This is a genomic window from Dyella sp. C9 (assembly GCF_003332825.1).
Taxonomy (GTDB): Bacteria; Pseudomonadota; Gammaproteobacteria; order Xanthomonadales; family Rhodanobacteraceae; genus Dyella.
This window is the reverse complement of record NZ_QIRF01000001.1, coordinates 424,089-446,250: the sequence shown is the minus strand read 5'-3', so window position 1 is coordinate 446,250 and position 22,162 is coordinate 424,089. Positions and strand designations below refer to the sequence as shown.

At 62.8% G+C, this 22,162-nt stretch carries 19 protein-coding genes; 6 read left to right on the top strand and 13 right to left on the bottom strand.

Going from position 1 to position 22,162, the window contains the following annotated elements; translation table 11 throughout:
- Positions 1-3: 3 nt before the first annotated feature.
- From DVU99_RS02045 to DVU99_RS01995, 11 genes are all read right to left on the bottom strand, one after another.
- On the bottom strand, positions 4-1,155 hold the full coding sequence (locus tag DVU99_RS02045) for a GNAT family N-acetyltransferase (protein ID WP_232823417.1): 1,152 nt from the start codon (positions 1,153-1,155) through the stop codon (positions 4-6).
- A complete protein-coding gene (locus tag DVU99_RS02040; protein WP_114238528.1) occupies positions 1,155-2,720 on the bottom strand; it encodes an oligosaccharide flippase family protein in 1,566 nt (521 codons plus the stop codon). Before DVU99_RS02040 ends, DVU99_RS02045 begins: the two co-directional genes overlap by 1 nt.
- The gene (locus DVU99_RS02035) at positions 2,717-4,441 is read right to left on the bottom strand and encodes a hypothetical protein (RefSeq protein ID WP_157971323.1); all 1,725 of its coding nucleotides are present in this window, start codon (positions 4,439-4,441) and stop codon (positions 2,717-2,719) included. Before DVU99_RS02035 ends, DVU99_RS02040 begins: the two co-directional genes overlap by 4 nt.
- The gene (gene galE, locus DVU99_RS02030) at positions 4,431-5,426 is read right to left on the bottom strand and encodes a UDP-glucose 4-epimerase GalE (protein WP_114238605.1); all 996 of its coding nucleotides are present in this window, start codon (positions 5,424-5,426) and stop codon (positions 4,431-4,433) included. The genes DVU99_RS02035 and galE overlap by 11 nt, the downstream gene beginning before the upstream one ends.
- A complete protein-coding gene (locus DVU99_RS19645; protein WP_157971322.1) occupies positions 5,423-6,256 on the bottom strand; it encodes an alpha/beta hydrolase in 834 nt (277 codons plus the stop codon). Before DVU99_RS19645 ends, galE begins: the two co-directional genes overlap by 4 nt.
- Positions 6,253-7,032, bottom strand: coding sequence for an alpha/beta hydrolase (locus DVU99_RS02020; protein WP_114238525.1), 780 nt, complete (start codon positions 7,030-7,032; stop codon positions 6,253-6,255). The genes DVU99_RS19645 and DVU99_RS02020 overlap by 4 nt, the downstream gene beginning before the upstream one ends.
- Positions 7,029-8,369, bottom strand: coding sequence for an outer membrane beta-barrel protein (locus DVU99_RS02015; protein WP_114238524.1), 1,341 nt, complete (start codon positions 8,367-8,369; stop codon positions 7,029-7,031). Before DVU99_RS02015 ends, DVU99_RS02020 begins: the two co-directional genes overlap by 4 nt.
- A 63-nt stretch (positions 8,370-8,432) precedes the next feature.
- The gene (locus DVU99_RS02010; RefSeq protein ID WP_114238523.1) at positions 8,433-9,218 is read right to left on the bottom strand and encodes a polysaccharide biosynthesis protein; all 786 of its coding nucleotides are present in this window, start codon (positions 9,216-9,218) and stop codon (positions 8,433-8,435) included.
- Positions 9,215-10,729: an XrtA system polysaccharide chain length determinant gene (locus tag DVU99_RS02005; RefSeq protein WP_114238522.1), complete on the bottom strand. Its 1,515-nt coding sequence runs from the start codon at positions 10,727-10,729 to the stop codon at positions 9,215-9,217. Before DVU99_RS02005 ends, DVU99_RS02010 begins: the two co-directional genes overlap by 4 nt.
- A gap of 70 nt (positions 10,730-10,799) precedes the next feature.
- On the bottom strand, positions 10,800-11,420 hold the full coding sequence (locus DVU99_RS02000) for an XrtA/PEP-CTERM system exopolysaccharide export protein (RefSeq protein WP_114238521.1): 621 nt from the start codon (positions 11,418-11,420) through the stop codon (positions 10,800-10,802).
- 307 nt (positions 11,421-11,727) lie between these two features.
- On the bottom strand, positions 11,728-12,525 hold the full coding sequence (locus DVU99_RS01995) for a TIGR04325 family methyltransferase (protein WP_157971321.1): 798 nt from the start codon (positions 12,523-12,525) through the stop codon (positions 11,728-11,730).
- Between the two features lie 196 nt (positions 12,526-12,721).
- On the opposite strand from DVU99_RS01995, the gene DVU99_RS01990 reads away from it, so the two are divergent.
- The 6 genes from DVU99_RS01990 (at position 12,722) to DVU99_RS01965 (ending at position 18,907) form a co-directional block, all read left to right on the top strand.
- A complete protein-coding gene (locus DVU99_RS01990; protein ID WP_114238519.1) occupies positions 12,722-13,522 on the top strand; it encodes a glucose 1-dehydrogenase in 801 nt (266 codons plus the stop codon).
- 26 nt (positions 13,523-13,548) lie between these two features.
- Positions 13,549-13,968 carry a hypothetical protein gene (locus DVU99_RS01985; RefSeq protein WP_114238518.1) on the top strand — a complete coding sequence of 140 codons (420 nt, stop codon included), beginning with the start codon at positions 13,549-13,551 and terminating at the stop codon, positions 13,966-13,968.
- Positions 13,969-14,225: 257 nt separating this feature from the next.
- Positions 14,226-15,647 (top strand): arginine-ornithine antiporter, encoded by a 1,422-nt coding sequence (arcD, locus tag DVU99_RS01980; protein ID WP_114238517.1) that lies wholly within the window; start codon positions 14,226-14,228, stop codon positions 15,645-15,647.
- A gap of 13 nt (positions 15,648-15,660) precedes the next feature.
- A complete protein-coding gene (locus DVU99_RS01975; RefSeq protein WP_114238516.1) occupies positions 15,661-16,908 on the top strand; it encodes an arginine deiminase in 1,248 nt (415 codons plus the stop codon).
- 383 nt (positions 16,909-17,291) lie between these two features.
- Positions 17,292-17,486: a type II toxin-antitoxin system Phd/YefM family antitoxin gene (locus DVU99_RS20310; protein WP_114238515.1), complete on the top strand. Its 195-nt coding sequence runs from the start codon at positions 17,292-17,294 to the stop codon at positions 17,484-17,486.
- A 161-nt stretch (positions 17,487-17,647) separates the two neighbouring features.
- Entirely contained in the window at positions 17,648-18,907 is a 1,260-nt protein-coding gene (locus tag DVU99_RS01965) for a site-specific integrase (protein WP_114238514.1), read from the top strand.
- Positions 18,908-18,968: 61 nt separating this feature from the next.
- On the opposite strand, the gene DVU99_RS01960 is transcribed toward DVU99_RS01965, so the two are convergent.
- Both DVU99_RS01960 and DVU99_RS01955 read right to left on the bottom strand, forming a co-directional pair.
- Positions 18,969-20,741, bottom strand: coding sequence for an ATP-binding protein (locus DVU99_RS01960; protein WP_114238513.1), 1,773 nt, complete (start codon positions 20,739-20,741; stop codon positions 18,969-18,971).
- Positions 20,728-21,927, bottom strand: a complete 1,200-nt coding sequence (locus tag DVU99_RS01955) for a hypothetical protein (RefSeq protein WP_114238604.1) — start codon at positions 21,925-21,927, stop codon at positions 20,728-20,730. The genes DVU99_RS01960 and DVU99_RS01955 overlap by 14 nt, the downstream gene beginning before the upstream one ends.
- Between the last annotated feature and the right edge of the window lie 235 nt (positions 21,928-22,162).

Here is a 22,162-nt window from a genome sequence, read left to right as displayed (position 1 = left end):
CGCTCAGCCGTTTCCCGAGGCCTGCTCGCTGCGCACCTTGCGATGCATCCAGCGGTAGACCTGCCGCACCGGCCCGATCACCCCGAAACGCGCGCGCGGCACGAGGCCACGCACCAGGTATAGCGAACCACACGTGGCCTGCTGGTTGGCCAGCACGCGCTTGTACTGGTTGTCGCCGTAACCGAAGTCGATGGTTTCGCCAGGAAAGCGCTCGAGCAGGTCCTGCACCACCTGGAACACCAGCGACGAGCCAACGCCCAGCGCGGCGAAGGCTTCGTCATAGCCGGTGTCGTCGAGCAGGTAGCGCCCGGCCATGCGATACCCGTGCACATAGGCCACCGGGCGCTCGCCCTGCATCAACAGGTGCCCAATCACCCGGCCCTCCGCCGCCAGCCGCCGGAACAGCGCCAGGCGCGCGGGCGCAGTCCAGTCGGTTGGCATGTCCACGGCGTGCCAGCTGCGCGCGTAGAGCGGATTCATCAGCGTGGTGTATTCCTGCATGGCGTCCGGCATGTCGAACACGCGCAGGTGGGCGTCCTCGCCGAGTTTCTTGTAGACATTGCGCAGTCGCCGAGCCAGGTCGTTGCGCTTCTTGGAACCCAGCGCGCCCAGGTAGTCGGCCAGCGAGGCCGCGGGCGCGATGCTCCAGTTGCGCTGCTCCAGCATGTTGGCCGATACGGAGTGGAAACCGCCCGCGCCGCGGGCCAGCGCTCCGGCCAGTGCATTGGGCAAAGTGGTCTCCTGGATGCGGATGACGCGCTGCTGGCGGTCGCCCTGCAGTGCATCGGCCACGCCACGCTCGACCGCCTCGCGGTGGCGCGGAGCGGCCACCACGCCCTCGCCCAGCAGGCGCACCACCGGCCCGTGGTAGATCGGCAGGTGGTGTCCGCCGAGGGGAACGCGCGCGTGGTGCCGATACGCCAGCATCGGCGCATAGCCGATCAGCTCGCCCTGCCCGTCGCGGGCCACCACCAGGTACGGCGACATGATGTCCCCGCGCCATTCCAGTTCGTATAGCAGCCAGTCCGGGTGCTGCACGATGCCGGAGGCCGCCCCGGCCCGCTCGGCCACGCGCGCCAGCGCATCACGCAGCGCGCGAACCTCGGGCTCGCTGCGCACGATGGCGCACGATGCCGGCTGGCGTGGCGGCGGCATCACGGCAACGTATCCGCGCGTGCGCCCTGCAGGCTGTTCAGGCCACGCACCAGCATGCGACCCGGCGCGCCGAAGCGATTGGCGATGGTGGCCAGCAGGCGGTAATCGTCCTCGCCCCAATAACGCACCAGCGCGCTCGCCGGCAGGTAGATGCCCACGAACACCGCTGCACCGGCCAGGAAACCCCACAGGCTGGGCACGGCGCTCATCACCATCCATGCCACCGCCGTGGCCACGGCACCGACACCGAACAGGCGTGCCATGGCCGCCAGCGGCAGGCCACCGGTGGTGGCGCGACGCAGGTAGTAGATCGCCAGCGCCAGCTCGGTCAGCCGTGTGATGGCATAGGCCAGCACCGCGCCGAGCAGGCCCAGCCACGGCACCAGCAGCACGCCGGCCAACGCGTTGACAACCAGTGCGACGACCGTGATGCGGATGCGGTCGTCCTGGCGGTCCACTACCGTCTGGTAGGCCGCGATGCCATTGCCGATCAGCAACAGGCCGGCCAGCACCAGCATGGCCTCGATCGCGGGTATCGCGTCGGCATAGCGATGGCCGTACATCAGGGTCACGATATCCGGGGTGGTCACCAGCCCCAACCCCGCGATGGCCAGGCCCACCGCCCAATAGAAGCGCGTGGCCTCGCCGAGAAAACGCACCGCGTGGTCGTGGCCACGCTCGCCATACGACTTGGCCATGTAGGGCAGCAGCGTGGTGGTGAGCCCCACCGAGAACAGCTGCACTGCGCCGCGTGTCAGCGTGCCGGCAATCGCGAAATAACCGACCGCCGCCGACGTGGCGTAGGTATTGAGCAGGAACACCTCGATGGTGCCGGACTTGAACGACATCACGATGATCAGCACCGCGGTAAGCCGCAGGTGCCGGTTGAGCCGCGCCTGCAGTTCCGGCGGTATGGGCCCGTCGGTGAACGGCTGGCAATAGTGGCGATAGGCCAGGCGGTTGATCAGGTTGAGCAGCAGGCAAGAGATCGTGAAGATGCCCACGAAGGCCAGCAGCCCCGCCTTGGCGAGGGTGGCGGCGATCACCAGCGCAACGCCGATGAGGCCGGCGGCCACGGTGGCGATGGCCTCCGTCTCGAAGCGCTCCTGCCCCTTGGCGATGGCCACCCACATGGCGTAGTTCGCCTTGCTGCCGGTGGCGATCAGCACCAGCGCCGTGGCAGGCAGCAGTGCATCGTGCCACTCCACCGGCCTGATGATCAGCAACACCAGCAGGAACAATCCCAGCACGATCGCCGTGCTGACGTGCTGGATGCGATTGAGCCGGTAGGCGATGTGCGAGGCCACGTCGGTCGCGCCACTGCCATCGGCCTCGGCAATGAACTTGGTGGACGAGGTGGTGAGCGCGTGGTTGCTGCACACGATCAGCCAGCCGCACAGCCACACCGTGAAGGCATAGCGGCCGAAGTCGGCCGGACCCAGCGCCCGCGCGATCCACACGCTGACGAACAGGCCCAGCGCAAACTCGATGTAGCTGGACACCGAGACGATGGTAACGCTGCGCAACACGTCCAGCCGACGGTTGCCTGGGCGCGTGGCCGTCATGGTGCCCCGCCCTGCGCGACCTGCGACGCGCCCGAACCGGCCGGCTGGCGGATCAGCCACTGCACCACGCCACTGCCCCGGTTGTTCCAGTTGAAGCGGCGCTTGGTGTCGTCGATGGCCGCACACGACGTGTTGTACGACGACGCCAGCTGGTCGAGCCGGCGCTTGTAGGCCGCGCTTTGCGCCGGATCGCTTTCGAAGTAGTACGCCGCCGCCACCGGCAGCGCCAGCTCGACATTGTGCCCATCGCTGTACCAGCCGTCGGAGTTCTGGATCGCCTCCACCGCCTCCAGCGGTGCATGCGCCGAAGACCAGTACCACGCGATCACGCCGCCCGCTCCCGAGCAGCCGTTGCGCCAGTCATGCGGGTGCACCAGCAGGTCCTGGCTGATCCAGCCGTAACGCTCCAGGTAGCGGCCGAAGCCGGTGATCATCTCGGGAATGCGCTTGTCGCCGGTCACCAGCCAGGCGTGCCAGAGGCCGTCGATGATGTTCTCGCTCATCCACGGCGACGACCCGCGCACGTCGGTCTTCGGTTGCCAGTCGTCGCCCTCGTGGATGTTCCAGCTGTTGCGCCACGATCCGTCGTCACCGAGGTGATCGGGATTGTTGCGCTGGTGGTCGTAGAGCCAGCCAATGCGCTCGTTGACCATCGCCAGGTCGCGCTTGCTGCCGGTGAGCTCGTAGGCGGCCACGGTCTCGATCAGGCCCAGGCCGGCCAGGCGCTCGGTGAAGTATTCATCGGGTCGCGTATAGGGCCCAGGCCGGTTGTTCCAGCCTCCATTGGCCCACAACGTGGTCATCTTGCCTACGGTATCGGCGTCATGGTCGCCATCGTTTCCGGTCAGCGCCACTGACAGCAGGATGGGCTCGATGTAGACGTACTTCACGTCGCAGACCTTGTCGTTGAAGGTCCAGCCGCCGGCGCAGGAGGGACTCTCCGGCAGGCCATCGCGCTTGATGTACTTCATGTAGAAGCGGTAGCTGAGGTCGGCCGCCTGCAGGTAGTCGAAGCGGCCGGTGCGCACATAGGCCTTGTACAGCGTGGAGGGACGATCGAACAGCCACGCGGAGAAATCGTCCACCGGCAGTTTGCTGGCCCATTCGAACTGGCGCGACACGTACTTGGCGTAGGCCTCGTTCGGTCCTGCCGGCTGCTGCGGCCCGGCAATCAGCGAGGCGCACAGCCATTCCGGCGTCAGCGTGCCCAGCACCGCCGGCACGTGCAGGCCCTGCGGTCCGTCGACCAGGCCGGCGTCATAGGGCCAGCCGGCGATCTCTTCCTTGCGCGGCGTACCCAGCGCGAAATAGTAGGTATCGTCGCTGCCGGAGAGCGTGGCATGGAACTGCACGCGCACCGCGCGAATGCTGTTGTCCTTGAAATGCCAGCGCAGCATGACCTGCACGGCCGCCGGCACCTCGTTGCCCCTGGCGTCGAGGATGCGCAGCTGCTGCGGGTCGGTCAGGCGCCCCGGCGGCAAGGGAATGCCGACCGAGGCCAGCACGGCCGGATTGGTGCCCGCGTTGCGATGAAGCACGATGCGCTGGTCGGGCAACAGCTCGGAATGCGCCGCCGTGGCCGGTGCATTCGCGCTATTGCCGTTCGTCGGCGACTTGGCATTCTTGTGCGAACCTGCCATCCCCGGGGTAGCGAAGGCGAGCAGCATCCATACCAGCATCGCCAGCAGCCCGTGGCGACGCACGGGCAAGCTAGCTGACATGTTCCACCCGCTGCGCCATCTTCTGCTCCCAGCGGAAGGCGGTGCCCACGATGAAGTCGAGGTCGTCGTACTGGGGGTGCCAGTCCAGCTCCTGCTGCAGCCGGGCGCAGCGCGCGATCAGCATGGGCAGGTCGCCGGCACGGCGCGGGCGCTCGATCACGTTGAGCCGGCGCCCGCTTATACGGGTGACCGCATCGATCACTTCGCGCACGCTGTAGCCGTGCCCGTAGCCGCAGTTGAGCGTCAGCGACGCGCCGCCGCGCCGCAAATGGTCAAGTGCGCGCAGGTGGGCGGCCGCGAGGTCTTCGACGTGGATGTAATCGCGAATGCCCGTGCCGTCCGGCGTGTCATAGTCGGTGCCATAGATGCAGATGCTTTCGCTCTTGCCTGCCGCGTGCTCGCAGGCCGCCTTGATCAAAAGCGTCGCATGGGGCGCCGAGTGGCCGATACGCCCCTGTGGATCGCAGCCCGCCACGTTGAAGTAGCGCAGGATCACGTGGCGCAGCGGGCTGGCGGCACTGAGGTCGCGCAAGATGCTCTCCGACATCAGTTTGGACATCCCGTAGGGATTGAACGGCCGTGTCGGCGTGTCCTCGTCCGCGATGCCGGCATCGGTCAGGCCATACACTGCCGCTGTGGACGAGAAGATGAAGTGGCTGACGCCCGCCTCCGCGCAGCTGGCCAGCAGGTTGCAGGTGTTGCACGTATTGTTGCCGTAGTACTTCACCGGGTCGCTCACCGACTCCGGAACCACCGTATGCGCCGCGAAGTGCAGCACCGTATCCACCCGATGGCGCGCCAGCACTCGTGCGACCAGCTCGCGATCGCCCACGTTCCCGACCACCAGCTCCGCGCCGTGGACGGCCTCGGCATAGCCGGAGGAGAGGTTGTCGATCACCACCACGTGCTCTCCGCGCGCTGCCAGCTGCTGGACGACGTGGCTTCCGATGTAACCGGCTCCGCCGGTGACGAGCACTCCATTCATGGCAAAACACCTGCATGGGTGATGGGGAAGTTGCTGCAAAGCCACGTCTCGACCTGCTCGATCAGACGGCGGCGGTCGTCGACCAGCACGTAGGTGTGGTCGATCTCTTCGGAATAGCGAGTGCACACGGCCGGGTGGTTCATCGCCGGCCCGAAGCACTCGCGGAACTGGCGCCGGTGGTTGAAGAACATGTTGATCCCGCCGGTGTAGATCATGCAGATCTTCAGGCCCCGCTCGACCATGCTGCTGAAGTCTTCGCTCACCACGTCCTGAGGCAGCGGCGCCACGCTGAACGATGGTGCGTCGCCGTCGGCGATTTCCCGCCGCTTGCGCGACAGCCAACGCCCCCAGCGGCGCGCGTCGAACAGCCTGGGCAGGTAATGGCGCAGCTTGAAACCCAGCGTGCGGTAGGCGAAACCGTCGAGGAATACCGCGCCGCCCAGCTTGTGGTGACTGGTGCGGTCGCGCGCCACCTGGTGCGCCTTCTCGGCACCGGCGCACAGGCCAACCAACACGAAGCGCCGGCAGCCGGCCTGCTTGCCCAGCAACACCATGGCATCGTCGACGTCGGCGCAGATCTGTTGCACGCGCGTCTGCGATTCGCCGCTGGCACCACTGTCCCCGATGGTGGACAGGTCGAAGCGCAACGTCGGATAACCGAGCGTGTTGAGTCGACGGGTCATGTCCACGGTCTGGCGGAACGGCCCAACGTGGTGCACCAAGCCGGCGTTGAGCACGATCACGCCCACCGCATCGCGCGGTTGCTCCGGCAGGCCCGCGATGCCGACCAGGTGCTGGGCACGTCCAAAGCGGAAGGCCTGTTCGCTCATGCATGTACCCTGTGCACATGAGCACTGACGGCCTGCAACAGCGGATGCGAAATGATCGCGGCCTCCAGTCGGGCCAGGTCATCCCATGGCGTAGCCGGCTCGATCACCCTGACGTGGCTCGCGTCGATGCCCAACTCCCGCCAGTCCGGAGCTGTCGCACCGAGGGTGTCCAGCACCAGGGAGGGCCGCATGCCCCACGGCGGACGCAGCTCGGCGATCTGGCGCCGCAGCGTTGGGTTCACTTCGAAGCCTAGCCACTGCCCCTGCGACTCGCCCTGCCCGCGCGGCCGCACGAACCTCCGCGTATCCTGCAGCAGCGCCTCCTGCATCTCGTCGAGGCGGGTGACGTAGGCGGCACCATCGATCACCGGATCCCAGGCGAGCACATCGGTAAAGCCCGCCGGCTGGGCCGCCGCAAGCGCAATGGGACCACCCAGCCGGGCACCGAACGCCACGATGTCGGGCACGCCGCTGCGCCGCCGCAGCTCCTGCGCGGCGCTAACCACGTCATGCAGGCAGCGGCCCCACTCCACCTCGCCGCTGGCGCCCGCGGAATCGCCACAGCCGTAATAGTCGAACCGCAGCACCGGCAAGCCCTCGCCCGCCAGCGTGGTGGCCAGCTGGCGGTAAAGGCGATGGCAGCGTATGTGGTCCTGCCCAAGCGGCGCACACAGCAGCACGGCGCGATCTGCCTTGCGGCCGGCGGGATGATAGATGCCAAACAGCTCGCCACCGTTGCCGAAGAAGAAGGGAAGCTCGCTCTCGTGGCGTGTCATCGCTTGTACGTCACGGTCAGGAAGTATTCGTTTTCGTGGTAAGACTGGCCCACCGCGTCGCTGTTCTGCGTCTGCCGCACGTAGGAGGCGCCCCAGCTCCAGTGCTGGGTGAACTGGTGGCTGAACGCCACGCCGTAGCGGTACGCCTTGTCGAGGCGATCGATGGTGTCGTAGGTGATGCGGCTGCCCGAGGCAAAGCCGGAAACGGAGACCGTCGGGCTGATCTTGTACTCCAGCGTGAGGCCCAGGCCCTTGCCCACCTGGTTGAGCGTGGTGCTGTTGATGTAGTCGAGCTTGTCGTACGAGGGCACCACCGAGAAGTTCATCACCTCGTCGCGGTAGCTGTAGGTGGCCGACAGCAGGCGCTCCTTGTACACGTCGGAGCTGATCACGATGTTGCCGACGCCGATGGTGCCGCGCGTCTGGTCGATCGCCTGGGTCACCGGCTCCAGCGGCACCAGTTCACCCGCCACGCTGACCGTGGTCGGCTGCAACATGTCCTGCGCGGCGTCGGCGTACTGGTAGGCCCCGTTGACGGTAATGGTGCTGCGTGGAGTCAGGCTCCAACCCAGCACGACCCTGGCGAGCGGGCTGGAATACGAGCCGCCCTGGGTGAAGTCCACGTTCGACCAACCCAGGTCCGCATCCAGGGTGAGCTTGGCCAGGCGACTGGTATAGCGCACGTAGGCCGAGTAATCGTCGTAGTTGGATCCCGCCGTGCTGCTGCTGAAATCCACATGCTCGTACTCGACATTGCCGGACAACTGGTCGGTCGGGCTGATGTCGCGGAACAGGCGCAGCGCCGCGTCGCCGCGCGAGGAGTTGAACTCGTCCTCGCGGGACGCGTAGCTGTTGATGTAATGCAACTCGGCATCGCCCGTCATGCCCTCGCCCACGTTGAAACGCAGGGTCGGCCCGATGGCCAGCACGTTGGTCTGCTGCTGGTTGCCAGGCGCGTTGGCCGCCAGCGAATTCACCGGTGCCACGCCGGCGGCGTCCTGCACCATCAAGTCCAGGCGCTGGGGGATCATCGACCAGTTCAACTGGCCGGCGATCTGCGCCAGCGTCTGGTTGGCAAACTCGCTGCTGGAGTAGTCGCGGTACTCCACGTTGCCATTCACGTTCGCCTGCACCGCGGAACCTTGCTGGTTGTAGGCAAAGGTGACGCCCGGTGCAAGCACGTTGGTGCTGATCGGGTCACTGGTGGTCAGCGCGGCATTGTCGCTGTGCTCGCCGGTGACATAGATGGAATAGTCGAACTGCGAGGCCCAGGCGCGTCCGGAACTGGCCGCCAGGGCGATGATGATGGCGCGAGCGAGCGTTGTGCGTACCGCCATATTCCTTCCCCCAATGGAGTGTGGTCGCAGCAGGATTCGCCCCAGTCACCTGCGTCGTGCCGCCTAGGGCACGTGGTTGAACACCACCCCGGCCATCTTCTCCGGGTCGAAATTCGTCACCGCCTGGTTGATCGCCGCCGGCGTATCGCGGCCATAGCCCGCCACCACCACCACGAAGTCGGCGAGGTCGGACAGGATGCGTGCATCCGGCGAACCCTTGATCGCGGGTCCGTCGAGGAACAGGTAGCGGTCCGGATAACGGCAGCGCAGCGAATCGAGCATCGTGCTCATGCGATAGGAAGAGAAATACTCGCCGCTGTTCTCCCGCGCCTTGCCCGCGGGAATCAGGCGAAGGCGCGGTATGCCCGTGCGATACAGCACCGGCTCGATGCCCAGCGACGGCTGCTCGAGGAAATCGATCAGGCCGCCCGACACCGGCTCCACGTCCAGCGAACGGTGTTGGCTGGGATAGCGCAGGTTGCAGTCGATCAGCAGGCTGGACTTGGCCTCGTCGAAGGCGAACGCCGCCGCCAGGTTGCGCGACACGAAGCTTCCGCCCGAACGCGGGCTCACCGAAACCACCAGGGTTACGAAGTTCTGCTGGCCGGCGATGCCTAGCAGCCGCGTGCGGATCTCGCGAAATGCATCGGACTGCCGACGCACCGACTCCTCGCGGTGGATAAGCCGGCGTTCCTCCAACTGCACCGGCACCAGTTCGCGCCCGCCGTCATTCATGCGCGCGATCGAGTGCCCCGGCGAGCCATGGCGCTGCAGGTTCCGCGCTGCTTCTTCCAGCACGTTCTCGAAGCTGTCCTCGACGTCCCGTTCGTTCTCGTCTTTCATGTTCATTGCTTCAACCTCAGCCAGAACACGGCCAGATAGATCGCGGCGATACCCACTACCGTCACCAGCAGGAACAGGTTGTGGCGATGATCGCGACGCCGGTCCGCGGGCGTCGGATAAAACGGAATGGAGGCCATCACCGCCAGCCCGGTCGCCTGCTCCAGGCGCTCCACCGAGCGCACGCGCGGATCAAGGCGCACCAGGCCAAACAGCAGCCCCAGCGGCACCGCCACCGCCAATGCGATGCCGGCCAGGCTGAAGTGCATGAAGCGCAGCCCCGAAGGCACCAGCGGCATCACCGCCGGGTTCTGCACCAGGAAGGTCAGCCCGCGCTGCTCGGCGTCGAGGTTCATCGACACGCGCGCGTTCTCTCGGCGCTTCAGCAAGTCCTGGTAGACGTCGCGGTTGACGTTGTAGTCGCGGGTCAGCTCGGCCGTGACGTTCTCCGAATTGGCAATGCGCGTGCTGCGCTGCAATTCGGTCTGCAGCATCGACTCGCTGGCGCCCAGGCGGGCCGCGGCGGCGGCCGTCGAGGCCCGCGTATTGGCCAGTTGCGTCTTGATCTGCTGGTAGGCCGGGTTGAACTGCACGTGGTTGTCCAGCGTGGTCGGCGTGCCGGAAAGCTGGGCAGCGGCCTTGCGCTGGTCCTCCTGCGCCATCTGCTGGCGCAGGTCCTGCATCTGATGGCGGATGCGGATCACATCCGGGTATTCCTCGGTATAGGTGAGCAACAGCTTGTCCAGCTGGGCCTGCAGGTCGGCCATCTGGGTCTGGTAGACGCCGTCGACCGTCTGCACCGTGCTCACTTCCGATTCGCCGCTGAGCTGCGACGCCAGCGAGCCCTCCTGCGAACGGCGCTCCATCAGGTCCATGCGCGCCTGCTCGATCTGGCTGCGCAGCTGGCTGATGCGCGCATTGGTGTCGGCCTCGCTGCCGGGCCGCGCGTCGTCGTTGGCGTCACGGTAGGCCTTGAGCTTGTCCTCGGCGTCGGTGAGCTTCTTGCGGTACGCCTCGACCTGGCTGTTGATGAAGTCATAGGCATCGCGGCTCTCGCGCTGCTTGGAGGCGAGGCTCTCGCTGATGAACAGCTGCGCCAGCTCGCGCGTCACTACATAGGTACGCCGGGCGTCGGTGTCGAAGTAACTGATGGTGATGAGGTTGTCGCGCTCGGTCTCCACCTTGGTGCGCGATTTGATGCCCTCGATGATGCGGTCCTGTTCGACCGGCGACGGATGCGTCGCCGTCCAGCCGCCCACCACCAGGATCTGGTCCATTACCTTGCGGCTGAAGATCACGTCGCGCGCGATGCTGGCCCGGTTCTTGTTCGCCGTGGCCTGCGCGGCGCCCTCCATCAAGGGCGAGATGATGCTGCTTTCCTGGGCGAGGATGGTGGTGGACGACTCGAACTTCTTGGGCCAAAGCAGCCCTGTCACCAGCGCTGCGATGGCAATGAAGGCGAACACGACGCCGATGGTGAGGCGACGGCGACGGGCTTCACTGACCAGCGCCGGCACCATGCTCGCAAAAGGTGTGAGTTACCCGCTCATAAGCTACCCCCAGATCCGTGTCCCTGGACCTTCACGGCCATCAGAATGCGCGCACCGGCACGGTAACCACGTCGCCCGGCTGCACCGGATAGTTGGTGGCCAGGTCCCCTTGTTGCAGCACTTTGTCCAGCCGTACCGCGTACGGCGTGGTCGTGCCGTCGGTGCCCTTGCGATAGAGCTCGGTGCGATCAGGTGCAGCAAATTCCGTCGTTCCGCCGGCGGCTAGCACGGCGTCGAGCACGGTCATGCCCTGGCGGTACGGAATCGACACCGGGGAACGCACCGCGCCGGTGACGCGCACGCGCGAGAGATATTCATGGCTGCGCAGTTCGGTCAGGATCACGGCGACCTGGGGATCGCGCACATAGGCCTGCAGCTTGTCCTTGATTTCCGCCGACACTTCCTCTGGCGTCTTGCCACCGGCGACCACGTCGCCGATCAACGGCACGGTGATCTTGCCGTCCGGCCGCACCGGCACGCTCACGCTCAGGTCCGGGTTGTGCCACACGGTGATCGACAGCTGGTCATCGACGCCGATGCGATAGGTGGTCACCGCCTGCGCGGATGGATCGATCTTCGGCGCCTCGGTGGAACCGTGGGTCGCGCACGCCGCGAGCAGTACGCACAAGCCAAGTACGAGTAGCTGTTGGATGCGATTCATGACGGCCCCCTGTGGTCAAAGCGTGATGTACGTCACGATCGAGTATATCCACGCACAAAACGAACTTGACAAAACCATTCGTTCTATGACTTGCCGCACATGGACGTGCAAAAACACGTATCCACGCAGCCTGTGGCCGGCATCGACGATGGCCATCGGCGCACGTCCGGCCGCGCTCCCCGGCACGACGCGCAAGCGCTTTCGACGCAGGCGTACATGTCCTTGCGGCGAGGCTTAGACCGTTTGGCCGATGGATTGCAGCCCGGCGTGGGCGCAGGCGCGCGACGGCGCCCGCGTGCTATAGAACTCAGGCTTCGCGGCTGAAGTAGAAGCCGAAATAGCGATCCAGCGAGTGCTCCGGATAGAACGGAATATCGCAGCGACGATCGGTGTTTTCCCAGCGATCGCGCAGGCGATAGCCGAGCGCGGCCAGGCCATCGATGAATTCGCGCTCCGCGGTCACCCGGTACGGACAGCACGACACGCCGGTGTTCTGCACCGTGAAGTAGGTTTCGCGCACGTGGATCGGCACGGAGTTCAACAGCAGGTGCGGCGGCCGCCGCGACAGCGATGCCAGCAGTTCGGCCAGCGTGTAGTCGAGGTACTGCAGCGAGCCCGCGGCGAAGAAGATGTCCACGCCATCGGCGTCTTCGCGCCGCCCGGTGAAGCCCAGGCGGCCCAGGCTGTCGTTCTTGGCGGCCCAGGTCGCGCCGGCCTGCATCACGGCAGGCACATCCAGCACCTGCCAACGCAAGCCATCGGGATAGCGCAGGAAACGCTGGTAGCCATAGTAGGCAATGCCGATGTGGCCACCCAGATCGAAGACCGAACGGCTGCCCGCATCGAACAGCGTGTTCAGCCACCACATCATCGGATAGTCGTTGAGGAATACGCGGCGCGTGCGCTCGCGGTAGAACGACGCCGACTCGGCATTGTCGTACCCCTGCGGCCGCGAGGCCGGAATACTCGCCTGCGCCTGGGCGAAGGTTGGGAACACGCCGCGATAGAGGTTCTGCATGGTCGAGGCATGCGCAAGGAAGCGCCGCTCGTAATTCGCGCGCAGCATGCCCCGGATGCCGGGCCAACCGGACGCCTGCGTTGCCATGGCTTGGATGGTCGGGTGCATGTGCACGGTGCCGCACTCCTGGTTGCAGGTATGCCCGCCGGCGCCCGATGACGCCAACAGCCCTGCCCACACTATCGCGCCGGCTCCGGCGATGGCGCAAATTCACGAAGGCACTATGGCCATTAGCCTATGCAGGCGGCACAGTCCGCTCCAGCCCCAGCCGAAGGACATCAGCATGACTCAAGCCCCTGCCATCACGCCCCTGCAACCGCTGCCCCTGCAGGGCAAGGTGGTGCTGGTGACGGGAGGTGCCCAGGGCATCGGGCGCGGTATCGCGCAGGCGGTGCTGGGCGCCGGCGGCAGCGTGGTGATCGGCGACCTGGACGCCGACGCCGGCAAGGCCTGCCTGGCCGAATGGTCGGTGGGCCCGCGCGCCACCTTCGCCACGCTCGACGTGGCGCGGGATGCCAGCATCAGCCGCTGGGTGGCTCTCGCGCTCAAGCGCCATGGCCGCATCGATGGACTGGTCAACAACGCCGGCATCGCCCACCCGCATGTCGCGCCGCTCGAAGCGCTCGAGCTTGCCGACTGGAACCGCTACCTGGCCACCAACCTCACCGGCCCCTTCCTGTGCTGCAAGCACGCCCTGCCCGCCCTGAAGGACGCCGGCGGCGCCATCGTCAACATCGCCTCCACGCGTGCCCTGCAGTCCGAACCCGACACCGAGGCGTATGCGGCCACCAAGGGTGGCCTGGTGGCCTTCACGCATGCGCTGGCCGTCAGTGCCGGGCCCCGCGTGCGCGTCAACGCGATCCTGCCCGGCTGGATCGCCACCGATGCATGGCGCAAGCCCGCCGAGCGCAGCGCCCCACGGCTGAGCCGGCGCGACCACGCGCAGCATCCGGCCGGACGCGTCGGCACGCCCGAGGACATCGGCCATCTTGCGGTCTACCTGCTCTCGACCCAGGCCGGCTTCATCACCGGACAATCCTTGGTGGTCGACGGCGGCATGACCATAAAAATGCAGTACGCCTGAACGAGTATCCATCCACGGGAGGATCGATGAAGCGCACCATCGCCATGCTCGCCATCACTGCAGTGCTTGCCGGCTGCGGCAACAAACACACGATCGCCACCGACCCGAACGAGGTCGCAAAAAAATGGAACGCCGATGTTCCGCAGCCCGAACTGCGCCTTGAAGCCGTGGGCGGGCCCAACATCCTGCGCACGGGAACCGGCATATGGGTGACCTACTATCCCAGTGAGCACAGCTGGATGGCCATGGCGTCGGTCGCATCCGGCACACCGGCATGCACCGAACTGCTGGTCGCCACCACCGGCATGTCGCAGCAACAGGCACGCGAGCTGTTCAATCGCCTGTCCGACGACAACCACTGGGTCGTGCAGGACGGCAACCTGGAGTTCTCGTTCAACCCGATGGGCGGCGTGATCTGTCGCGTCACGGACACCTCGCGCCACTGACGCCCTCTTCTCTGCAGCCGCGGGAATCACAGCTGCTTCACCCGCGGCCCAGCACCATCCCAGCCGTTTGCCGGTGACCGACCAGCGCAGTGACTCGACCATCGGGCCGTACGGCGAGGGTCCGCCAGGCAAGTTTTGACCGCCCCGTCCTGCGTCCGCCCGCATCCGGCCACCGGAGCACATCGAGCGATCGCATGGCGGGAACAAGCCACGCGACGGGAGCCAGCGGGCCCCGGACCTCACAAGGCGACGCGGCGATGGAAGCCAAGAACACAGGACTCGGTCTGGCACCACTGATTGCCCTGGTCATCGGCTCGATGGTGGGCGCCGGCATCTTTTCCTTGCCGCAGAACATCGCGCAGAGCTCGGGTGCCGGTGCGGCCATCATCGGATGGCTGATCAGCGGCACCGGCATGCTGATGCTGGCCTTCGTGTTCCAGACCCTGGCCATACGCAAGCCCCATCTGGATACCGGTGTCTACGCCTACGCACGCGCCGGGTTCGGCCCTTACATGGGCTTCTCCTCGGCCTGGGGCTACTGGGTGAGCTCGCTGCTGGGCAACGTCAGCTACCTCGTGCTGATCTTCAGCGGCCTCGGCCACTTCCTGCCGATGTTCGGCGAGGGCAACACCGTGGCGGCGCTGATCGGCTCGTCCGTATTGCTGTGGGCCATGCACGCGATGATCCTGCGCGGCGTGCGCCAGGCTGCCGTGGTCAACACCATCGTCACGGTGGCCAAGCTGGTGCCTATCATCGTGTTCCTGATCATCGCCGCCATCGCTTTCCGTCTGGACATCTTCCGTGGCGACCTGTGGGGCACGGTGGAGCTCGGCTCGCTGATGCACCAGCTGCGCGGCATGATGCTGATCACCGTGTGGGTGTTCATCGGCATCGAGGGCGCCAGCATCTATTCGCGGCGCGCGGCAAAACGTTCGGATGTGGGCAAGGCCACGGTGATCGGCTTTCTCTCGGTGCTGTGCCTGCTGGTGCTGGTGAACCTGTTGTCGATGGGAGTGATGCAGCAGCCGGAGCTGGCCGGCCTGCGCAATCCGTCCATGGCCTACGTGCTGCAGTCGCTGGTCGGGCCATGGGGCGCCACGCTGATCATCGTCGGCATGATCGTGTCGGTGCTCGGCGCCTTGCTGGCCTGGGTGCTGTTCTGCGCCGAAGTGCTGTTCGCCGCGGGTGGCGATGGCACCATGCCCTCGTTCCTGGCGCGCGAGAACACCCGCAAGGCGCCCGCCGCCGCGCTATGGATGACCAACGGCGTGATCCAGCTGTTCCTGGTGTGGACCTTCTTCAACGCCAGCACCTACACCAGCCTGGTGATGCTGGCGGCGTCGATGAGCCTCATTCCCTACCTGTTCTCCGCCGGCTACGGCCTGTTGCTCGCCGTGCGCGGCGAAACCTACCAGGGCGAACCCCGGGCGCGTCGCCGCGACACCCTCGTTTCCGGCGTCGCCGTGCTCTACAGCCTATGGCTCGTCTATGCGGGCGGACTCGAGCACCTGCTGCTGTCGCTGCTGCTCTACGCACCGGGCGTGGTGCTGTTCGCCATTGCGCGCAGGGAGCGTCGGGAGCCCATCTTCGTAGGTGTGGAAAGCCTGATCTTCGCTCTCATCGCCGCGGCCGCGCTGTTTGCGCTATGGGGACTCCACACCGGCCTGCTTGCCCTTTGAAAAGGAGAACGACGTGGACACTGCCTCGTTTGGCGTGCACTCCGAAGTCGGCCAGCTGCACCGCGTGCTGGTCTGCGCGCCGGGACTGGCGCATAGCCGGCTCACCCCCACCAATTGCGACCGCCTGCTGTTCGACGACGTGCTATGGGTAGAGAACGCCAAGCGCGACCACTTCGACTTCATGTCCAAGATGCGCGACCGAGGCGTGGAAGTGCTGGAAATGCACAACCTGCTCACCGAGGCGATGGACATTCCCGAGGCACGGCGCTGGCTGCTCGACCAGCAGATCAACCCCAACGAGGTGGGCCTGGGGCTGATGGCCGATACGCGCGCCTATCTCGAGGAACTGCCATCGCGCGAACTCGCCGAGATCCTGATCGGGGGCCTGTCGCCGCTGGAACTCCCCAGGGAGATCGGCGGCAGCGTGCTGAAGACCGTGCGCGATTCGCCCGAACTGGTGGACTACCTGCTGCCCCCGCTGCCCAACACCTTGTACACGCGCGACACCTCGTGCTGGATCTACGGCGGAGTCACCCACAATCCGCTGTATTGGCCCGCGCGGCACGAGGAAACCATCCTGCTGTCGTGCATCTACCGGTTCCCCCCCTCCTTCGCCGAAGGCGGTATCAAGATATGGTTTGGCGACCCCACCGTGGACCATGGCAGCGCCACGCTTGAAGGTGGCGACGTCATGCCTGTCGGCAATGGCGTGGTATTGATCGGCATGAGCGAGCGCACTTCGCGCACGGCCATCAGCCAGCTCGCGACATCCCTGTTCGCGGCCAAGGCCGCCAACCGCGTCGTCGTCGCCGCGATGCCCAAGCTGCGCTCGGCCATGCACCTCGATACCGTGTTCACCTTCGCGGATCGCGACCTGGTCACGGTGTTTCCGCCGATCGTCGACCAGATCGTCACCTTCTCCCTGCGGCCTGCCGACAAGATGCCGGGCTTCGAGGTGTTTCGTGAAAAAGGCAGCTTTACCGACGTGGTCGCCGAAGCGTTGGGGCTGAAGAAGCTGCGGGTGGTGTCCACCGGCGGCGACCACTACGCCTCCGAACGCCAGCAATGGGACAGCGGCAACAACCTGGTGGCGCTGTCACCCGGCGTGGTGATCGCCTACGATCGCAACACCACCAGCAACACCCTGTTGCGCAAGCAAGGCGTCGAAGTCATCACCATCGTCGGCGCCGAACTCGGCCGCGGCCGCGGCGGCGGCCACTGCATGACCTGCCCACTGCTGCGGGATCCGGTGAGTTTCTAGCAGCACAAGCCGCCCCGCATGCGGACAAGCGATCCCGTCGACATCCACGCCCCGGGTCACCGCGCACAAAGAAAAAGGCACCTGATTTTCATCAGGTGCCTTTGGTATTGGTGGGCCGTGTAAGATTCGAACTTACGACCAATTGATTAAGAGTCGCAGGCTCATATTCTAAATATCAATTACATAAGGCGTCAATCTTTTAAAATCACCGATTTAGCTGTATTTAGCTTCCCTGCAGTTCCACGAAAAATAGATCGAGTTCCACCATGTTCTAATCGGTCGTTTGCCACGAATTAGCCTAATGCAATTGACTAAATATCAAATTCCGACCCGTATTAGTCAAATGCTCGAATGTTAAGTAGCTCAAGCAAAATGGAGACAGCATGCAGGTAGTCAGCTTCGCTTATGCCAAAAGACATCTTAGGAAAGTCTGCAACCAGGCTGAGAAGAATCGCGACATCACCGTCATAGCCAGGAAGAACGACCCCAAGGGACAGAAGGCCATCGTTCTCATGAGCCTTTCCACGTACAACGAACTCATGGATGCGATGCGCAGAATCTCAAATAGAACTGTGTAGAACAGCAATCGCCGCCTAAAGGTGCGGCAGGTTGTCGCACCACTTCCCTCTAGTTCTACCAAGTTCCAAATCGCAAAAATAATTGAAAAAAAGTTGAATGGCTAAGTGGATGGCTGCATAACATAAGTAACACCGAAGCAAAAAAAGATAACGGTGTTAGCGTGCCAAAACTTAAGTTCAACAAGACGTCGATCGAAGCCCTCCCCTTTGCCCAGTCAGCCAAAGGCCGAACCATCTATCACGACACGGAGATGCCGAGCTTGGCGCTCCGAGTCGGTCAGACATCGAAGGTCTATTACTTCATCAAACGAAACGGCCATTCCGGGAAAGTTGAGTACATCAAACTGGGCTCTTCCCTGGAGTTGACGCCCCACAATGCGCGTGACAAAGCACGCGCACTAGCAATTGGCATTTCGACTCCGGCCCGTATCAGTGAGCCCGCCCCTGTTCCGTCCGTAGCTATATATACGGGCCGCCAGCTTGTCGATGACTACCTTCGACTCCATGCCTCCTCCAAAAGTGACGGCGGCAAAGGAGATCGTGGTCACCTACAACGAGACTTCCTCCCACGCTTTGCGGACCGGGATATCACGTCGATTACTCGCCGAGAACTCCAAGAGATGCTCCTCTCCAAGCAGGCTCCAACACCCGAAGAGGAACAGGCAACACTCGGCCAGAAGCGCCGGCGTGGCGGCCAAGTAGCAGCCAACCGTCTGCGGGCAGTTGTCTCCAAGATGTTCAATTTCGCAATTGAGCACGAGAGGACTGAGGTGAACCCCTGCGGCGGAATTCGCGCAAAGAAGGAGGTTAGTCGCTCCCGCGTCCTGACGTCGGAAGAAATCCGGTCCATTTGGCGCGCATTCGACCGCCTCCCGACTCAGACAATAAGGTCGGCACATCGCATGCTGCTGATCACCGCTCAGCGCCGATCTGAAGTCGCCGGAATGGAATGGCAGGAGATCGACCTCGCGAAGAACCTCTGGACCATACCTGGGTCAAAGACCAAGAACGGTGTAGCTCAGACCGTGCCTCTCACGGAGATGGCGCTGGCGGAACTTGCGAAGATGCGTTCCATCAATGGCGACAGGACGCACGTATTCTGGAGCGACAAGAACCGTGGCCTTCATGCTGGTGCTCAGCCAGGACCGATTCATCCAGACTGGATCACAAACTCTATCAAAGTGCTCCGGAAGACAGATTCCGTTCTTCAGCAGATCGAACCGTTCTCACCGCATGACTATCGCCGCACGGTCGCCACGAACGTCGGCGAGCTGATGGAATCGCGCGAGGCAGTGAAGCGGCTATTGAACCATGTGGAATCTGGCGCAACCAAGATCTATGACCGCCACACTTACGACAGCCTAAAACGAAAGGCTCTTTCGCTTTGGGAATCTCGTCTGAAGGAAATCATAGGGCGCTAAGCCCCGTCGAAGTAGACCGGCACCCGAAGTGGGATGCTGGTCTACTCTCGTCATCGAAGTCCTACTTGCGCCATCTCGCAATCACATCCTCAAAGGCGACTTCTCTCCACTTCTCTCGCCACTCGTTGTGCACTTTGACGCTCTGTGAATGCGGCTGAGGATCAGGGAGCGGCATTTTGACAATGGCCGGCAAGAGAACAGCATCACCAACCACAACACATTCGCCAGCCGTCAAATTTGGCAACACATCAGTAAGCGCGCTCGAATTGTCAGGAAACAAGCGACGCACGTAGTTCTGGTCCGCGTCGTTCGTCAAGCGTAACGAGATAAAGTTGTTGCACTGGGCGAATATCGTTTCGGATACCTCTGATGGGCGCTGGCTCACAACCATAAGGCTAAGGCCATACTTGCGCCCTTCCTTAGCTATCCGTTCCAACGACTTCCGAGAAGCGCGATACGCTGCGTCATTGTTCCGCGGCACGTAGTTGTGGGCCTCTTCGCATACAAGCATGACAGGAACATCATTGAGCACACCCGCTGCATGCCGCATCTTTGAATAGTGAAAACAGAAATCGAAAATAAGACGCGAGACCAAACTGACCGTAATGCTTAGCACTTCAAAAGGTATGCCGCTCAAATCCACAATGGTCACATTCGAGCGATCCAGATAGCCCAAGAACTGACGCATCAGTACATCGAAGTCCTTGGTTTCAAAGCTAGCACCATCCTCCTTCTTGGCGTCCAATAGAAACTTCAGACGTTTGTCCGCCAACTTTGCCTCTAGCCTAGAGGTGAACCTGTTGAATTCCCCATTGAACGGACCGTTGGTCGCTTTGCTAGCGTTGGCGGTCGAAGGCTGTACAAACGTACACAGCTTTTCGAAGTAGTGTTGGCCACGGTCGTTGACCAGTGTGCCGTCTGACAACTTGGGTCGGTCCTCTCCCTCAAGCCTACCAATGACCTCACGGTTCATGTTCTCGATGTAGTTATAGACCTCACGTATCGAGAAGTAGACCGGCGTGTCATAGGTGACATTGGGTATGTCAGGGTTGTGCCTCTCTTTGTTCCGGACAACAGCGTGCTTGAATTGACTGACCTGATTGTGGGAGTTCGACTCATTGCTCTCTATGAAGATGCTTTCGAGCTCCTCTGAGTTCATGAGCCAATAAGGCAGACGAAGCGTGTCGATATCCAGCCTATTCAGAGTAAAGCTCTGATCTTCCGGAAGCGTAAAAGCGGCCGTATATTCGTCATGCAGATCGAATATGACCAAGTGTGAATTGTTCTGCGCGGCAACATTTATGTTCTGCTTGCCCTGGATCCCGACGATATCCTGCAAGACCCTAGCGACCGCGCAGGATTTTCCCGAGCCAGTCGAGCCGACAACTGCAATGTGTTTGCTGAAGAATTTGTCGCCACTGACCTTCAGCACAGTGTTTTTATTCATCGATAGTGTGCCCAGCGGGAAGTCGTACTCCGCATCGGCATCGAACAGCCTTGCCAGTGTTTCTTCATCTGCTACGAAGGCCAACTCCGTTGGAACCGGCAGCAACAGACTACCGCGATCAAAGCTCTTGCCATCGACAAGAGTTCCGATGGCCTGACATTCAACCTGGAACTGCCAATCCACCGCGCCATTCGCCTCCTGAGTCGTCGCGCCCTTAATGTTACGGATGGTCGCGATGGTGTAGTCATGATTGCCCTGCGCGATCTTCAAGAATCGGCCTATCTGGAGCTTGTCCTTGTTCTCCTCGAATGTAGCCAGATCCTTGATGCCAACGAGGATCGAACCGGGAGCGCATGAAACGACCGACCCGATATTATTCATAGACATCACTGAGCCCTATCAAATATTTGATTTCAGCAATGGAGGCCGTCCCCAGCTCTTCGACATTGACATCTTTAACGTCAAGGCCATCGTGCCCACCATCCCCCAAGACAAACAGGTCATCGCCCTTCTTGTTATTGAGAACGCCGTTATTTTCTCCGAAGCGCATTAGGCGAATAGAGAACTCCCGACGTATCCCACCGTCTTTCTTTTGAACAAGTGGCTCTCGGATGAATCGCTCTTCTCGAAAGACGTCACCCTCGACTCCAGTGTTAGCAACAATATCCTTCTGCATTAACCGGTTGTGGATCGACCTAAACCTGTCGGGATCCGTATTTATGCAGAAAACAGGCGTCCGAGTATGGGATGCCTTGAAGTGATACTTGTCCAAATAATCTGAGACCAACAGGACGGCTTGGTCATCAAACCCATCGATCGCATCCGCGTGCAACAAGAAATATCTGGATCGAACATTCTTCGACAAGTTCGATTTCAATTGCTTTCGCCGCGCAGCCAAGATGGCATGCCGAGATTTCAGTGCGAGGGTCCAATGGGTTATGGCGGTAACCCTTATTTGTCGCAGATCGGCAAGAAGCTGATTCTTAGTGACCTTCCGCTGCTGCTCTTGATGCAAGATGCTGAGCGAAGCGATCGTCTGGATAGCGTTGGGGTAAACGAGTGTTTCGATCTCGCCACGGTCAAAACCTGCCGCGACGAGCTCATTTGCGACCTCTTTTGCGAGGTCATCGTATGACAGGCCCACTTCCGCCGAGAATTTCTGAAGGAACTTATCGAGGCTGATCCCTTTTACCGCCTCTATGTACTTCTGATAGTCCTTGTTTTGAGAACCAAGAGCGGTCTTGAGCTCAGCCTCCGTCACCTTGATGCCATCAGGTGCGAGCCCCGGAAAGTGAGCGTAGAGCAGATAGTTGACCTTCCCACCTGAGCGGACGTGGAAATGCTCCATCATCTGCAGCAATGGCTTATAGATCGAACTAAGAGTGAATGCGTCGTTTGATTCGTGATACTTGCATTGAATCGCCGTCGTGACGTCTCCGGCGACAATCTCTATGTCTTCCACGATTCCTTCGACGGTAACAACGCTATCGCCGGCCGCTCTCAGAATCTCCAGCAGAGTTTTGTTGAACTGATAGAGAAACCCCTGGATGGTGTAGTCGGCTGTGCGCGCCACGTTCGATACCTTCGTCTCTGCCATAGCTAAGGGACGGGCACGAACGAACCAAGCGAACGCCTCGAAAGCGCCGCCAGAGTTCTAGTCAGGAATTCATCGCCACCCTACGCAAGGCGGCATGAACGCTCCTGGATGCCCCGGTAAGAAGATACGTTTGATGGCGCCAAAGGTCTGTAGGCGAATTCCTACATGACGAATGCGGGGCGGTCCGGAGATTTGGAGGGAGCGCTGCGGT

Coding starts and splice junctions, on each gene's coding strand:
- DVU99_RS02045 (WP_232823417.1), bottom strand. CDS start 1,155: ATGCCGCCGCCACGCCAGCCGGCATCGTGCGCCATCGTGCGCAGCGAG.
- DVU99_RS01960 (WP_114238513.1), bottom strand. CDS start 20,741: ATGTCTATGAATAATATCGGGTCGGTCGTTTCATGCGCTCCCGGTTCG.
- DVU99_RS20310 (WP_114238515.1), top strand. CDS start 17,292: ATGCAGGTAGTCAGCTTCGCTTATGCCAAAAGACATCTTAGGAAAGTC.
- DVU99_RS01995 (WP_157971321.1), bottom strand. CDS start 12,525: ATGGCAACGCAGGCGTCCGGTTGGCCCGGCATCCGGGGCATGCTGCGC.
- DVU99_RS02020 (WP_114238525.1), bottom strand. CDS start 7,032: ATGACACGCCACGAGAGCGAGCTTCCCTTCTTCTTCGGCAACGGTGGC.
- galE (WP_114238605.1), bottom strand. CDS start 5,426: ATGAATGGAGTGCTCGTCACCGGCGGAGCCGGTTACATCGGAAGCCAC.
- DVU99_RS01990 (WP_114238519.1), top strand. CDS start 12,722: ATGACTCAAGCCCCTGCCATCACGCCCCTGCAACCGCTGCCCCTGCAG.
- arcD (WP_114238517.1), top strand. CDS start 14,226: ATGGAAGCCAAGAACACAGGACTCGGTCTGGCACCACTGATTGCCCTG.
- DVU99_RS02005 (WP_114238522.1), bottom strand. CDS start 10,729: ATGGTGCCGGCGCTGGTCAGTGAAGCCCGTCGCCGTCGCCTCACCATC.
- DVU99_RS19645 (WP_157971322.1), bottom strand. CDS start 6,256: ATGAGCGAACAGGCCTTCCGCTTTGGACGTGCCCAGCACCTGGTCGGC.
- DVU99_RS02000 (WP_114238521.1), bottom strand. CDS start 11,420: ATGAATCGCATCCAACAGCTACTCGTACTTGGCTTGTGCGTACTGCTC.
- DVU99_RS02010 (WP_114238523.1), bottom strand. CDS start 9,218: ATGAACATGAAAGACGAGAACGAACGGGACGTCGAGGACAGCTTCGAG.
- DVU99_RS02035 (WP_157971323.1), bottom strand. CDS start 4,441: ATGTCAGCTAGCTTGCCCGTGCGTCGCCACGGGCTGCTGGCGATGCTG.
- DVU99_RS02040 (WP_114238528.1), bottom strand. CDS start 2,720: ATGACGGCCACGCGCCCAGGCAACCGTCGGCTGGACGTGTTGCGCAGC.
- DVU99_RS02015 (WP_114238524.1), bottom strand. CDS start 8,369: ATGGCGGTACGCACAACGCTCGCTCGCGCCATCATCATCGCCCTGGCG.
- DVU99_RS01985 (WP_114238518.1), top strand. CDS start 13,549: ATGAAGCGCACCATCGCCATGCTCGCCATCACTGCAGTGCTTGCCGGC.